The 13,772-nt window shown below is 40.4% G+C and carries 12 protein-coding genes; 3 read left to right on the forward strand and 9 right to left on the reverse strand.

The window, feature by feature from the left end; all coding sequences use genetic code 11:
* Positions 1–195 precede the first annotated feature (195 nt).
* Both I6E24_RS12305 and I6E24_RS12310 read left to right on the forward strand, forming a co-directional pair.
* Positions 196–1,509: a phenylacetate--CoA ligase family protein gene (locus I6E24_RS12305; protein ID WP_235328843.1), complete on the forward strand. Its 1,314-nt coding sequence runs from the start codon at positions 196–198 to the stop codon at positions 1,507–1,509.
* Between the two features lie 13 nt (positions 1,510–1,522).
* Positions 1,523–1,951: an amino acid-binding protein gene (locus I6E24_RS12310; protein ID WP_235328844.1), complete on the forward strand. Its 429-nt coding sequence runs from the start codon at positions 1,523–1,525 to the stop codon at positions 1,949–1,951.
* A gap of 15 nt (positions 1,952–1,966) precedes the next feature.
* Here I6E24_RS12310 and I6E24_RS12315 read toward each other — a convergent pair whose 3' ends face one another.
* The 4 genes from I6E24_RS12315 to tamL all read right to left on the reverse strand — a co-directional run bounded on the left by I6E24_RS12315 (position 1,967) and on the right by tamL (position 6,859).
* On the reverse strand, positions 1,967–2,356 hold the full coding sequence (locus I6E24_RS12315) for a GtrA family protein (protein WP_235328845.1): 390 nt from the start codon (positions 2,354–2,356) through the stop codon (positions 1,967–1,969).
* A gap of 85 nt (positions 2,357–2,441) precedes the next feature.
* Entirely contained in the window at positions 2,442–4,205 is a 1,764-nt protein-coding gene (gene aspS, locus I6E24_RS12320) for an aspartate--tRNA ligase (RefSeq protein WP_235328846.1), read from the reverse strand.
* A 65-nt stretch (positions 4,206–4,270) separates the two neighbouring features.
* Positions 4,271–4,513 (reverse strand): DUF6965 family protein, encoded by a 243-nt coding sequence (locus I6E24_RS12325; protein WP_235328847.1) that lies wholly within the window; start codon positions 4,511–4,513, stop codon positions 4,271–4,273.
* A 36-nt stretch (positions 4,514–4,549) separates the two neighbouring features.
* A complete protein-coding gene (tamL, locus tag I6E24_RS12330) occupies positions 4,550–6,859 on the reverse strand; it encodes a translocation and assembly module lipoprotein TamL (protein WP_235328848.1) in 2,310 nt (769 codons plus the stop codon).
* Between the two features lie 154 nt (positions 6,860–7,013).
* Here tamL and I6E24_RS12335 point away from each other — a divergent pair, with 154 nt between their 5' ends.
* Positions 7,014–7,766 carry a TrmH family RNA methyltransferase gene (locus I6E24_RS12335; protein WP_235328849.1) on the forward strand — a complete coding sequence of 251 codons (753 nt, stop codon included), beginning with the start codon at positions 7,014–7,016 and terminating at the stop codon, positions 7,764–7,766.
* On the opposite strand, the gene I6E24_RS12340 is transcribed toward I6E24_RS12335, so the two are convergent.
* From I6E24_RS12340 to ileS, 5 genes are all read right to left on the reverse strand, one after another.
* Positions 7,763–8,137 (reverse strand): hypothetical protein, encoded by a 375-nt coding sequence (locus tag I6E24_RS12340; protein WP_235328850.1) that lies wholly within the window; start codon positions 8,135–8,137, stop codon positions 7,763–7,765. The two genes, I6E24_RS12335 and I6E24_RS12340, sit on opposite strands and share 4 nt — an antisense overlap.
* A gap of 7 nt (positions 8,138–8,144) precedes the next feature.
* On the reverse strand, positions 8,145–9,068 hold the full coding sequence (locus I6E24_RS12345) for a DUF4296 domain-containing protein (RefSeq protein ID WP_235328852.1): 924 nt from the start codon (positions 9,066–9,068) through the stop codon (positions 8,145–8,147).
* 16 nt (positions 9,069–9,084) lie between these two features.
* Complete coding sequence (locus I6E24_RS12350; protein WP_235328853.1) at positions 9,085–9,717, reverse strand: lipoprotein signal peptidase; 633 nt, start codon at positions 9,715–9,717, stop codon at positions 9,085–9,087.
* Positions 9,718–9,826: 109 nt separating this feature from the next.
* Complete coding sequence (locus I6E24_RS12355) at positions 9,827–10,207, reverse strand: TraR/DksA family transcriptional regulator (protein ID WP_235328854.1); 381 nt, start codon at positions 10,205–10,207, stop codon at positions 9,827–9,829.
* Positions 10,208–10,277: 70 nt separating this feature from the next.
* Positions 10,278–13,763: an isoleucine--tRNA ligase gene (gene ileS, locus I6E24_RS12360; protein WP_235328855.1), complete on the reverse strand. Its 3,486-nt coding sequence runs from the start codon at positions 13,761–13,763 to the stop codon at positions 10,278–10,280.
* Positions 13,764–13,772: the final 9 nt, after the last annotated feature.

The raw sequence follows: 13,772 nt of genomic DNA on the forward strand, positions 1-13,772 counted from the left end.
AGATGATTATGAGCCGATTTAATTTTATGAGAATTAAATTTAGAATTATCGGAGCTGTATGCGGTGAAAGTCGCACGTACAGTTCTTAATGGGGAAAGCGGCAGCAATGCCGCCGACCTACATAACAAACTTCAACATGTCTTTTAGGTAAAAATATACCGACGTATAACATAAACCTTACAAATAATTATCATAATGGAAAACGACTGCAAATATCTCCATCCGGAAATGGAAACAATGAGTAGAGAGGAAATTGAGAGATTGCAATTGGAACGATTGCAAAAAACAGTGAAGCACTGTATGAACTCTCCTTTCTATAAAAAAAGATTTGAAGAACATAATCTGAAACCTGAAGATATAAAATCACTTGACGACATAAGAAAGATACCGTTCACAACAAAACAAGACTTGCGCGACAACTATCCATACGGGCTAGCCGCAGTACCACTGAAGGACGTAGTAAGACTGCACTCGTCAAGCGGTACGACAGGAACACCAACTGTAATACTCCATACACAGAAAGATCTTGACGAATGGGCAAACGCTGTGGCACGCTGTCTGCACATGGTAGGACTGAGAGCCGGAGATATATTCCAGAACTCATCCGGATACGGTATGTTCACCGGTGGACTGGGTTTTCAATACGGTGCAGAAAGACTGGGTATGCTGACTGTACCGGCTGCTGCAGGAAACACCAAACGACAGATTAAGTTCATTACAGACTTTGGAACAACAGCTCTCCATGCTATTCCCAGCTATGCGGGACGTCTGTATGAAGTTATGGAAGAAATGGGTATAGACCCTGCTAAGGATACAAAACTCAAGACTCTTATCATAGGCGCCGAACCTCACTCCGAAGAACAAAGAAAGAGAATAGAGAAAATGCTCGGAGTGAAGGCTTACAACTCGTTCGGAATGTCGGAAATGTGCGGTCCGGGAGTGGCTTTCGAATGTACCGAACAGAACGGTCTGCATATATGGGAGGACTATTATATAGTGGAAATAGTTGACCCAGAAACACTGGAACCTGTACCAGACGGAGAAGTGGGTGAACTTGTTCTAACAACAATAAACCGTGAAGCAATGCCACTTCTGAGATATAGAACAAGAGACCTTACAAGATTCCTTCCTGGAGAATGCAAGTGCGGACGCCATCACAGACGCCTGGACCGTATGAAAGGAAGAAGTGACGACATGATAATACTGAAGGGCGTAAACATCTTCCCTATCCAGATAGAGACTATACTTATGCAATTCAAGGAGCTTGGTTCCGACTACCTGATTACTCTTACAAACCTTGATGCAAACGACGAAATGACGGTAGAAGTCGAACTGAACGAATTTACAGACGATTTCGGCTCACTGCAGAAACTTACAAAAGAAATTACACGCCAGCTGAAGGACGAAATCCTGATTACTCCAATCGTTAAACTTGTTCCGAAGGGAAGCCTGCCGAAACAGGAAGGAAAGGCTGTTAGAGTGAAAGATTTACGTAAAACATTAATTTAAAGACATATACATCATGACAGTACATCAATTATCTGTTTTTGTAGAAAATAAATCGGGAACTCTCCTCAAAGTTCTCGAATTGCTGAAAGAGGCTGAAATTCAGTTAATAGCCTCTACTATTTCAGATACTGTAGAATACGGAATTTACAGAATAATATGCTCTGATCCGGAAAGAGCCTATCAGACGCTAAGCAAGGCAGGAATATCAGCAAATGTTTCGGAAGTATTTGCAATCACATTAGACAATTATCCGGGAAGAGCCGCTGATGCAATAAAAAGTTTCACGGATGCAGGAATAGGAATATCGTACCTTTATTCATTCCTTCTTGCGGGAAAAGGTATTCTTGTGTTCCGTACTGACGACTCAGAAAAAACAAGGGACGTTATAACAAAAAAACAAATGAGCTATCTTGAGGATAAGGATTTGAACAATATGGCATAAAAGATGCCATATTACCTATTTGAAAGTAATCATCTTGTTGCTTATAAAATTTACAGCACCATAAACAAACAGTCCGAGGAATTGGGCAAGATATTCATTGAAATGAAGGAGTTCCACCAATACAAGAAGGAACACAAACTGTGCGCTGTAGGCCATGGCAAAAGCTATAAGAAAGAATAGTATCTGACGCCGGATGCTGTTCTTTTTTGTTTCCTTGTCCAAAGGAAAAATCCAGTACTTGCACCACAGGAAATTGTTTATCTGTGCGGCTGTATATGCAGAGATGTTGGCTATCAGATAGTCAAGTCTGCAGATATGCATAAGCACCCATACCACCAATGCTGCAATCACTGCATTGAGAGTACCTACTATGACAAACCTTATGATACGTACTGTTTCTTTCATTAATGAAATTCAAAAATACGGCACGGAAACAGGTATAATCCAAACACACCTATATCCGTGCCTAATTATATTTAAAGAAGTTTTATCAGTTCTTTTCCTTGATGTCAACTACCAGGTTAAGCTCGTCAAGCTGTTTCTGGTCAAGATAACCAGGTGCATCAAGCATAACGTCTCTTCCTGAGTTGTTCTTAGGGAATGCTATACAGTCGCGGATTGAATCCAGACCGGCAAAGAGTGATACCCAACGGTCAAGACCGTATGCAAGACCACCGTGAGGAGGTGCACCAAACTTGAAGGCGTTCATCAGGAAGCCAAACTGTTCCTGTGCCTTTTCAGGAGTAAATCCAAGGATTTCGAACATCTTTGCCTGAAGCTGAGAATCGTGAATACGGATAGAGCCACCTCCTACTTCGACACCGTTGATAACCATATCGTATGCATCTGCACGAACTGCAGCAGGATCTGTATCAAGAAGTGCGATATCTTCATCCTTAGGATGAGTGAATGGATGGTGCATAGCCATCAAGCGACCTTCTTCTTCGCTCCATTCGAACATAGGGAAGTCAACAACCCACAGACAAGCAAACTTGTTCTTGTCGCGCAATCCCAACTGGTTACCCATTTCAAGACGGAGTTCGCAAAGCTGCTTGCGAGTTTTCATCACGTCGTCACCGCTGAGGATAAGAATTAAGTCACCCGGTTTAGCACCGAACGCTTCTTTCATCTTCTGCAGAACTTCCTGTGAATAGAACTTGTCAACGCTTGACTTCACATTACCGTCAGCCTCAACACGTGCATAAACCAATCCCTTGGCACCGATCTGAGGACGTTTAACAAATTCAGTCAACTGGTCAAGCTGCTTGCGTGTATATGTAGCAGCACCTTCAGCACAGATACCGCCAATGTATGCGGCATTGTCGAATACAGAGAAACCGTATCCTTTCATTACATCCATCAGCTCGACGAATTTCATTCCGAAACGCAAATCAGGTTTGTCGCTACCGTAGTACTTCATTGCATCTGCCCATGGCATGCGGATAAACGGTTCAGTAAGCTCAACACCGCGCAATTCCTTGAACAGGTGTTTTGCCATACCTTCGAATGTATTGATGATATCTTCCTGTTCAACGAAACTCATTTCACAGTCAATCTGAGTAAACTCAGGCTGACGGTCGGCACGAAGGTCCTCGTCGCGGAAACATTTTACTATCTGGAAATAACGGTCAAAACCTGAAACCATCAACAGCTGCTTAAGTGTCTGTGGAGACTGTGGAAGTGCATAGAACTGTCCCGGATTCATACGTGAAGGTACGACAAAGTCGCGGGCACCTTCAGGTGTAGAACCGATAAGCATAGGAGTTTCCACTTCAAGGAATCCCTTGCTGTCAAGATAGCGGCGTACTTCCATTGTCATGCGGTGACGCAATTCCAAGTTCTTACGAACAGCCGTACGACGAAGGTCAAGGTAACGGTACTTCATACGAAGGTCATCGCCACCATCAGTATTATCTTCGATAGTGAAAGGAGGAGTCTGAGCCGAGTTCAGAATATTAAGCTCAGAAACGATGATTTCGATATCACCTGTAGGAATATTATTGTTTTTGCTTGAACGTTCGTTCACAGTACCTTTTACCTGAATAACGAACTCACGTCCCAGATGATTAGCTTTTTCACAAAGGTCGGCATTAACATCGGTATTGAAAACCAACTGTGTGATACCATAACGGTCGCGGAGATCGACGAATGTCATTCCTCCCATTTTGCGTGTACGCTGTACCCATCCGGAAAGCGTTACATTTTTGCCTGCATCGGCAAGTCTCAACTCGCCACAAGTATGACTTCTAAACATATTATGAGTATTTTAATCTTTTGAACGACAAAGTTAGTACATGTTTTTGATTTATGCAATTATATTCACTTTTGAGTTTCTTCAAGCTTAGCCTTAAGACGCTCAAGAAGATATATAGATCCCTGCATTTTGGGGTTATCACAATTTATTTCTGCCTGAATCATAAGTCGACCAATGGTATCTTTAACATTGGGAATATATGTAGCCTTATCTAATTGAATATCTTTCGGCAATTCCCTACCATTGAACCACTCCTCCAATTCACGCAATTCATCGTGAGTATAAAGTTTTGTTTCTATCTTAGCCATATATATTTTATTATGAATCTGATAATTTTCATTTAATCAAAATGGATATCCAACAGCAAAATGGAAAGCAAAATCGCGTGAAAAATCAGGTTTTATCAATGGAAATCTATCTATTCCTGTCTCCATAGGGTTTACTGCTTTCATACCTCCATCAAATCTTAAAATAAGGAAATCAAGGTCGAACCTTATACCCAAGCCATACGAAACAGCTATTTCCTTATAAAACCGTCTAAACGAGAACTGTCCTGTAGAATCAGAATACCGGTCTTTAAGCGTCCATACATTTCCTGCATCAATAAATGCGGCACCATTTAACTTCCAAAACAAATGAGTCCTATACTCGACATTCATATCGAGTTTAATATCTCCCGTATGATTTACATAATCCAATGAGCCCGACGCTCCACGATATCCTCCCGGACCCAGCGAACGTACACTCCAGCCCCGGACACTATTGGCACCTCCGGAAAAATAAAGCTTTTCGAAGGGCAAACTTTTTGAATTACCATACGGAACGGCTATCCCAGTACCGATATGAAAGACCAGCGCATTTCTATCATCAATCATTATGTTCTTGGCAAAGTCAAAATCCATTTTAACGTATTGTGCAAAACTTATGTTTCCCACCCTGTATGACTCTCCATCAGAAGGTTTCTTATGTATTAACTTTGACAATCCATATATAAGATTACCGGACTCCTCGATATTGAAACGTATGGAATACGAACTTTTCTTGGCTGTTTGCTGTGTAGAGACTCCTGCACTGTTATAAGTATATGTATATCCTAATCTAACTATGAATAAATCTTCATAACTATATCTCAAAAGTGGATTAATCTCATCCATATAGTTGAGATATTCTATAAAAGTATTAGACCTATACGGCATGTATATATAGTTGATGTCAAGCACATCAAGCCTATGACTGGCTCTCTTTTTGCTATTCCATCTATAACTCCAGGCTGCCGAAGCTAATGTTCTCTCAAATTCCGGTCTTATCTGCCAGTTATATTTTGCACTGACCTGTGATTTTGCATTAACACTTTTCTTAAAATCCGATTTCAGGAAAGGAAACATAAATTCAGGAAACTCCAGACTACTCTCTACTCCATATTCCGTATAGTTATTGTTGGCATAGCCTTCAAGTCCTGTAACTGCTTCGTATGCTCCCCTGACCTTGATATTAAAAGTTTCCGATCCTTTAAAAAGATTTCTGTGAGTGTAAGTAACTGAAGCTGCCGCTCCAAGGTCACCGGCTGAGTTGGTACCTTCAATCTGAAAAGCCAATGTCTTATTTTTATTCCTTGATAAATAAACGTACGCATCAAGATATGCAGAATCGTTTTCCAGATGCTCGACAAACCTTATGTTGGAGTATTTAAGTATACCCAACCTTGCCAAAGAAGAGTAAGTAGCCATTACATCGCGATTAGAATACAATTTCCCTGACTCTATCCTATTATGTGAAGCTATCACACCGGGACGGAGAAATAACTTATCATTGTAAATAATACTGAGCTGATTATACTCTACTGTATCTGTTTCAGGATTATTACGGACTGCTGCCAGATTATCAATATCCATCAGATAATTTACTTTTCTAATTTTATACTGACGATGCAAGGAATTATTGTTTCCGTTATTCTGTTCATTCAAAGCTATATTCATAGTCAGGTCTATACGGTATGTACCATTTACTGTATCGGCCTGAAACGTAATATAATCTTTATTAAATCTGTAAAATCCTCTATTGAGAAGATATTGTGTAATTCTATTTCTTTCCTCTTCAAGCACATTAACATTGAAGCGCATACCCTCCACAAGATTGCTATGGATGGAATCATTCATCAACAAATCCCTAATAACGTAGTCTTCAATATTATAATTAATACTTGAAATCATATAAGGATTTCCTGTTGATATCCTATAATAAGCATCAATTTTATTCTTCTTTAATTTTTCTTCAAGGACAACCTCCGCTCCCAAGTACCCTTTATTCTGTACTGCACTAAGAATCTGCATTCGGGTTTCCTCTGCCACAGATGGGTCATATATTCTAGGAGCATCACCCATCTTACGCAGAAGCTTGTTTATCCATTTTGTAGAATCCTTACCTGAAGCACAATAAATGTACATAGGCAATTTGACAAGACTGAACCATTTTGAATTTGGCTTTTGGCGTACGTATGAGTACATTTCGGACGATTTTATCTCCTTGTTGTCGCTTCTTACATGAACCTCGTCAAGCAAATACTGTCCATCTGGGATAAATTTACTTACGGAACAACCGCTCAACAGTAGAAGCACTGTTAAGAAATATATGTATATACGAGCCTTCTTCACCATTCCTATAAGTAAACTATTTTATTTGCAAACTTACAAAAAAATCCACTAACAGTGAATATGTAACTGAAATTTATCCAATTATAAGATACAAGATAACCATTTATTGAAAATATCTTCTTAGCTTTGCCTTCAAAATATATAAGACCAATAATATATGCTCAGTAAAAACAAGATAAAATTCATCCGCTCTCTTGAATTGAAAAAGTTCAGAAAAGAAAATGGAGTATTCCTGGCAGAAGGTAACAAACTGGTTTCCGACCTTGCACCACATTTCAAATGCAAGATTCTGGTTACAACCGAAGAATGGCTGTCATCCAATAAAAATATAAAAGCTGACGAAACAATCATTGCCGAAAAGGAAGAGCTTTCACGTGCCAGTCTACTGAAAAGTCCACAAGATGTTCTGGCTGTTTTCGAGACCCCATCCTATCCTTCATCTGAAGATTGCCCACAAAAAGAATTGTGTCTTGCTCTCGATGATGTACAAGATCCGGGTAATCTTGGAACAATAATAAGAATAGCAGATTGGTTTGGAATAAACAACATTTATTGTTCTCATGGCACTGCAGACGCATTCAGTCCTAAAACAGTACAAGCCACAATGGGAGCATTGGCTAGAGTAAAAATACACTATTGCGACATTAAAGAACTGATTTCAAAACTCAACGATACACCTGTTTTTGGCACATTCCTCGACGGAGATAATATTTATGAGAGCACTCTGTCGTCCAACGGACTGATAGTAATGGGGAATGAAGGCAACGGCATCAGTAAAGAAGTTGCGTCATTAATAAACAGAAGAATCCTGATACCTAATTACCCACAAGGAAATGAAACCACAGACTCGCTCAATGTAGCTGTGGCAACAGCAATCGTTTGTTCAGAATTCAGAAGGCGACAACTTTAAACAAGTTCCAGAATTCTACTGTCAGGCGAAAAGCTCATTTCTGATACATTAAACATTGTAACATAATAAGCTTTCAGCGTAGGGAATGTCATATTTGCTCCATGCGGTATGACACTCCTTATTTTTTTATCCTGCCCTATATACAGAACCAAGGAATTATCAGCCGAGTTTGGAACAGGATCTAATGAAATAATAGGTTTATAATAAGACAAGACTATTATACCGTTCAACCATTCCGTATAAGGAATCTCCTCGGTAAAAGGGTAATAGCCAACTACCTCTCCCTTAACTTCAGCCACTTCAACCACATGATTCTTCAGAAGCAAATCCAAATGCGGTATATACAATCTGTGAGAAGCAAATTTCTTCACTTTAAGATTATTTATTTGTTATAGGTTTCAACTCCTGAATTTCAGTGTTTGCCGGTCTGATTTTCCTGTCCGACACACGTATATCCTCTTTTTTTACAGCAGAAGACGGTTCTTTGTCAGTATCCGTTTTCTCAGTTTGTGATACATGATTACCTGAAGACATCACCCTATAACTGCCGTTTCTATAACGCATAAGCCTGATTTTATTGATTAATACAGACGTTTCCGCACTATCAGGATTACTGAAATAGACAAAACCATTTATGCTTTTATATTCGAATGCAGAATCAGGTTTCAAAGTCAAATCCCATTTGCCTGAGTTATCAATTACTCTTGATATACCCTGAGTACTGTCATTCTTGAATGTTATATTCATGGCAACAACAACATTCGCACTACTCTTTTCTTTCGACAGGAAACTATAATCCGCTTCAAACACCAGAATATCGTTTTCGTGGAATGTAGTATCAGCCTTAAGGTCAAACATTAGCCTGTTTGTAAGAGGCGAGCTGGTCAGCCAATATAAATTTCTGTCAGACCAGACATCAACAGAGTCACCTGAAAGAGACACTGAAATCTGTCCGCTTCGTTTGTTAAGTTCGGACCTCATCTGTTCCTCTGCCATCTCGTATCTTTTCTGCAAGTTCTTATATATATCTGTAAGCATCTTGCCGTTTCTAGTATACCAGACCATAGAAGAGTCAAACTCTGCTTCTGTCACACCATGCTTATTAAATACGTAGTTTCTATAAGACTCACGCTTGTATCTGTCATTATAGTTCAAATCATTTCCCATAGTAAGAGCCAAATGATAATCGTACAGCAAATCTTCCATCTCGGAAGGCTGTATAATATCACCGGGAATCTGCTTCCCGCAGGATACACCAACAAATACGATACTAAAAAGCAATAAGCGCAAATATTTATTCATAAAAACTACTTATAGATTATTTCTTTTCTGTGTGAGACAATGAATTAAGATACCCGCTATAGAAGATAAGCAAAGCTATGATTCCACAACTGATGGCAGCATCGGCAAAATTAAATATCGGACTGAAAAATATGAAATGCTCTCCACCAACAAACGGCATCCAGTCCGGCCAGTACGTATCAATTATCGGGAAATAAAACATATCCACCACCTTGCCGTGGAGCCAGTCTGAATATCCATCACCCAAAGGTACAAAACTTGCTATCTGAGTTCTGGTACTTTCGCTGAAAATCTCGCCATAGAATACACAGTCTATTATGTTACCAATAGCTCCCGCAAGGACCAATGACAGACAAGCAATATATCCGTTCTTCACTTTTTCAGTCTGACGCACCAGTCTGGCAATATACCATGTTATTAAAATAACTGCTACTATACGGAATATGGTTAGAAACAGTTTTGCAAATATCTCCAATCCGAAAGCCATTCCGTTATTCTCTGTGAAATATATATAGAACCAGTCAGTTATCTTGTAATTCTGATGCAGGAACATTGATGTTTTAACCCATATTTTGATTATCTGATCAATGATCAACACCGCAATTACAATGATAGCAGCCATCCTGCCTTGTGAAAAAACTTTGTTCATATAAAACCTATGCAATCTGTAAAACTTAAAACTATATGACAATGAATTTTATCTTAAAAAATTGAGAACCGAAAAGACTTCGATTCTCAATTTCAAAAAACAATAAAAATTACTTCTTTCCTTGTTGTTTAGCTTCAATGCTTAGAGTAGCATGAGGTACTGCACGAAGACGTTCCTTAGGAATAAGTTTGCCTGTTTCACGACAAACTCCATATGTTTTGTTTTCGATACGTACCAAAGCAGCCTGCAGATTCTGAATGAACTTAAGCTGACGTGATGCAAGACGGGTTGTCTCTTCCTTCGACAATGTGCTGGCACCTTCTTCCAGCACCTTGTATGTAGGTGATGTATCGTCTGTATCGTTACCGTCAGTATTCATAATACTGCTCTTAAGTTTCTCATAGTCGCGTTCTGCGAGCTGAAGCTTTTCCATGATAATGGCACGGAACTCCTCGAGTTCAGCGTCAGAGTACCTTGTTTTCTCAGCCATAGTGTTTAAGTTTTAAAATTAATAATAGTATCTGCCAGGTGTTACAACATCCGGCAGATGGGAACATTTATCACTGTTTGGCAACCTTCACAAACAGAGAGAAGTCGTCAAAGTTGAGTTCTGTACCTTCAGCAACTTCGTCTACCAGTTCCAGTGAGTTAGCCAAAACTTGGTTGCAAATATAATTATTATATTCATTTACAGCATCATCTGTATTGGAATTTCTTGATAAAGTGATATTTATTTTATCAGTTATTTCAAATCCGCTACTCTTTCTGATGTTCTGTATACGATTTACAAGTTCGCGTGCTATACCTTCACGTCTGAGTTCTTCAGTTATAGTTACTTCAAGAGCTACAGTCAGACGGCCTTCGTTGGCAACAAGCCATCCCGGAATGTCTTCGCTGAAGATTTCAACATCGGCTGTTTCGATAACGGCGTCACCTCCGTCAAGCGCAAATGTGTAAGAACCGTTCTTTTCAAGTTCTGCAATAGCTTCCTGCGACATTTCTGCAACAGCAGCGGCTACAGCTTTCATCTGTTTTCCGAATTTAGGACCAAGTTTCTTGAAATCACACTTAACTTTCTTGACCAATACGCCTGATGCTCCTTCAACGAACTTGATTTCCTTAACGTTTACTTCACTAAGAATCAAATCCTTCACAGCCTCGATATGACGTTTCTGATCTTCGTCAACTACAGGAACCATGATACACTGCAGCGGCTGGCGTACCTTGATGTTTACCTTACGACGAAGTGCAAGTACCATTGAAGTGACATCCTGTGCCATCTGCATGCGTGCTTCAAGTTCCTTGTTAACAAGACTTTCGTCAGCTACTGGGAATTTAGCAAGATGTACAGAAACTACGTTATCGCGTCCTGTTACATTTATAAGGTCCATATACAGGCGGTCTGCATAGAACGGAGCTATAGGAGCCATCAGTTTTGCAACTGTCTCAAGACATACATACAGAGTCTGGTAAGCAGAAAGCTTGTCTGCTGACATTGAGCTACCCCAGAAACGCTTACGGTTCAGACGTACGTACCAGTTACTCAAGTTGTCGTTCACAAAGTCTGTAATCAGACGACCAGCCTTGGTTGGTTCATAATCATTATAGCAAGCATCAACATCCTTTATCAATGAGTTGAGCAATGACAATATCCATCTGTCGATTTCAGGACGTTCTTCCATCGGTATATCTTTCTCTGCATAGCAGAAACCGTCAACATTTGCATAAAGAGCAAAGAATGAATATGTATTATAAAGTGTTCCGAAGAATTTACGTCTCACTTCGTCCACACCTTCAGTATCGAACTTCAGGTTATCCCATGGAGAAGCATTGGTAATCATATACCAGCGCAATGGGTCTGAACCGAACTTCTCGATTGTAGCGAACGGATCTACCGCATTACCAAGACGCTTAGACATCTTGTTTCCGTTCTTGTCGAGTACAAGACCGTTAGAGATTACATTCTTGTAAGCCACACTGTCGAACACCATAGTAGCGATTGCATGCAGAGTAAAGAACCATCCACGAGTCTGGTCAACACCTTCGGCAATGAAATCGGCAGGATAGTAAGAACGGTTGTCTACAATTTCCTTGTTTTCAAACGGATAGTGAAGCTGTGCATATGGCATAGCACCTGAGTCGAACCAAACGTCGATAAGGTCTGATTCACGTTTCATCGGCTTGCCGCTTTCAGAAACCAGAATGATATCATCTACGTAAGGACGGTGCAAATCTATCTTATCGTAATTTTCCTTGCTGTACTGTCCTGGAACGAAACCAAGTTTCTTATATGGATTTTCTGTCATGAAGCCAGCAGCTACAGACTTTTCTATTTCATTATAAAGTTCTTCTACAGAACCGATACACAATTCTTCGCCTTCATCGTTACGCCAGATTGGAAGCGGAGTACCCCAATAACGTGAACGGCTCAAGTTCCAGTCGTTCAGGTTTTCAAGCCACTTACCGAAACGTCCTGTACCAGTTGATTCTGGTTTCCAGTTGATAGTCTTGTTCAATTCTATCATACGGTCTTTAGCTGCAGTAGAACGGATAAACCAGCTGTCCAACGGATAGTAAAGCACCGGTTTGTCTGTACGCCAGCAGTGAGGATAGTTGTGTACATGCTTTTCAATCTTGAATGCCTGATTGTTCTGCTTCATCATCATGCAGATATAGATATCAAGCGATTCGGCAGCCTGAGCAGCCTTTTCGTCATACTTGCCGTCAACAGTGAACTGAGGGTCGTATGCATTCTTAACCCAGCGTCCCTGATATTCCTTGTAAGCGTCTACATTCACACATTCCTTCACGAAAGCCTCATCAAGTTCTTCCAACAGATAGAACTTACCTGTCAGGTCAACCATAGGACGAGTCTCACCCTTCTTGTTAATCATGAACAATGAAGGAATTCCTGCAGCACGAGCCACATTGGCGTCGTCAGCACCGAATGTAGGAGCGATATGTACGATACCTGTACCGTCTTCTGTTGTTACATAATCACCTGGAATTACACGGAAAGCTTTTGCAGAAGCCTCAACCCATCCATCAGCAGTAGCCTCAACAGGTTTAACCCATGGAATAAGCTGTTCGTATTCCATACCTACAAGGTCAGTACCTTTGTACTCGCCTACCACCTTGAACGGTATAAGCTTATCGCCCGGTTTATAGTCTTCAAGAGCGATTTCTTCTGCTTTCTTGTTGAAATGAGTGTAAAGAAGAGGTTTTGCAAGAACAACAGTCATCTTTTCGCCTGTATAACCGTTGTAAGTCTGTACAGCTACGTAGTCAATCTTCGGACCAACGCAAAGAGCTGTATTTGAAGGCAATGTCCATGGAGTAGTAGTCCATGCGATGAAGTAAGGAGTACCCCACTGAGCCATTTCAGGTTTAGGGTTCTTCATCTTGAACTGTCCTACGACTGTTGTATCCTTAACATCACGGTAGCAACCAGGCTGGTTAAGCTCGTGCGAGCTAAGTCCTGTACCGGCAGCCGGAGAATATGGCTGGATAGTATATCCTTTATACAGCAAACCTTTTCCGTAAAGCTGTTTCAGGAGCCACCACAAAGTTTCGATGTAACGGTTATCGTATGTGATATAAGGATTTTCAAGGTCCACCCAGTAACCCATCTTGTGAGTCAGGTCAGTCCATTCCTTAGTAAATTTCATGACGTCAGTGCGGCAGTGATGATTGTATTCAGCCACAGAGATAGTTTTACCGATATCCTCCTTAGTGATTCCAAGAGCCTTTTCCACACCAAGTTCCACAGGAAGTCCGTGAGTATCCCATCCGGCCTTACGCTTTACCTGGAATCCCTTCATGGTTTTGAAACGGCAGAATGTATCCTTAATAGTACGAGCCATAACGTGGTGAATACCCGGCATACCGTTAGCCGAAGGAGGACCTTCATAGAATACATACGAAGGATAGCCTTCACGTTCTGTCATACTCTTTGAGAATACATCATTCTCATCCCATTTCTTCAGCACCTCTTTATTTACTTCCGACAGGTTAAGCTGAGAATATTCAGTAAATTTGTTACTCATAGTTTATGT

The sequence above is a fragment of the Bacteroides caecigallinarum genome (assembly GCF_021530995.1).
Lineage (GTDB): Bacteria > Bacteroidota > Bacteroidia > Bacteroidales > Bacteroidaceae > Phocaeicola > Phocaeicola faecigallinarum.

Coding starts and splice junctions, on each gene's coding strand:
- I6E24_RS12305 (WP_235328843.1), top strand. CDS start 196: ATGGAAAACGACTGCAAATATCTCCATCCGGAAATGGAAACAATGAGT.
- I6E24_RS12310 (WP_235328844.1), top strand. CDS start 1,523: ATGACAGTACATCAATTATCTGTTTTTGTAGAAAATAAATCGGGAACT.
- I6E24_RS12315 (WP_235328845.1), bottom strand. CDS start 2,356: ATGAAAGAAACAGTACGTATCATAAGGTTTGTCATAGTAGGTACTCTC.
- aspS (WP_235328846.1), bottom strand. CDS start 4,205: ATGTTTAGAAGTCATACTTGTGGCGAGTTGAGACTTGCCGATGCAGGC.
- I6E24_RS12325 (WP_235328847.1), bottom strand. CDS start 4,513: ATGGCTAAGATAGAAACAAAACTTTATACTCACGATGAATTGCGTGAA.
- tamL (WP_235328848.1), bottom strand. CDS start 6,859: ATGGTGAAGAAGGCTCGTATATACATATATTTCTTAACAGTGCTTCTA.
- I6E24_RS12335 (WP_235328849.1), top strand. CDS start 7,014: ATGCTCAGTAAAAACAAGATAAAATTCATCCGCTCTCTTGAATTGAAA.
- I6E24_RS12345 (WP_235328852.1), bottom strand. CDS start 9,068: ATGAATAAATATTTGCGCTTATTGCTTTTTAGTATCGTATTTGTTGGT.
- I6E24_RS12350 (WP_235328853.1), bottom strand. CDS start 9,717: ATGAACAAAGTTTTTTCACAAGGCAGGATGGCTGCTATCATTGTAATT.
- I6E24_RS12355 (WP_235328854.1), bottom strand. CDS start 10,207: ATGGCTGAGAAAACAAGGTACTCTGACGCTGAACTCGAGGAGTTCCGT.
- ileS (WP_235328855.1), bottom strand. CDS start 13,763: ATGAGTAACAAATTTACTGAATATTCTCAGCTTAACCTGTCGGAAGTA.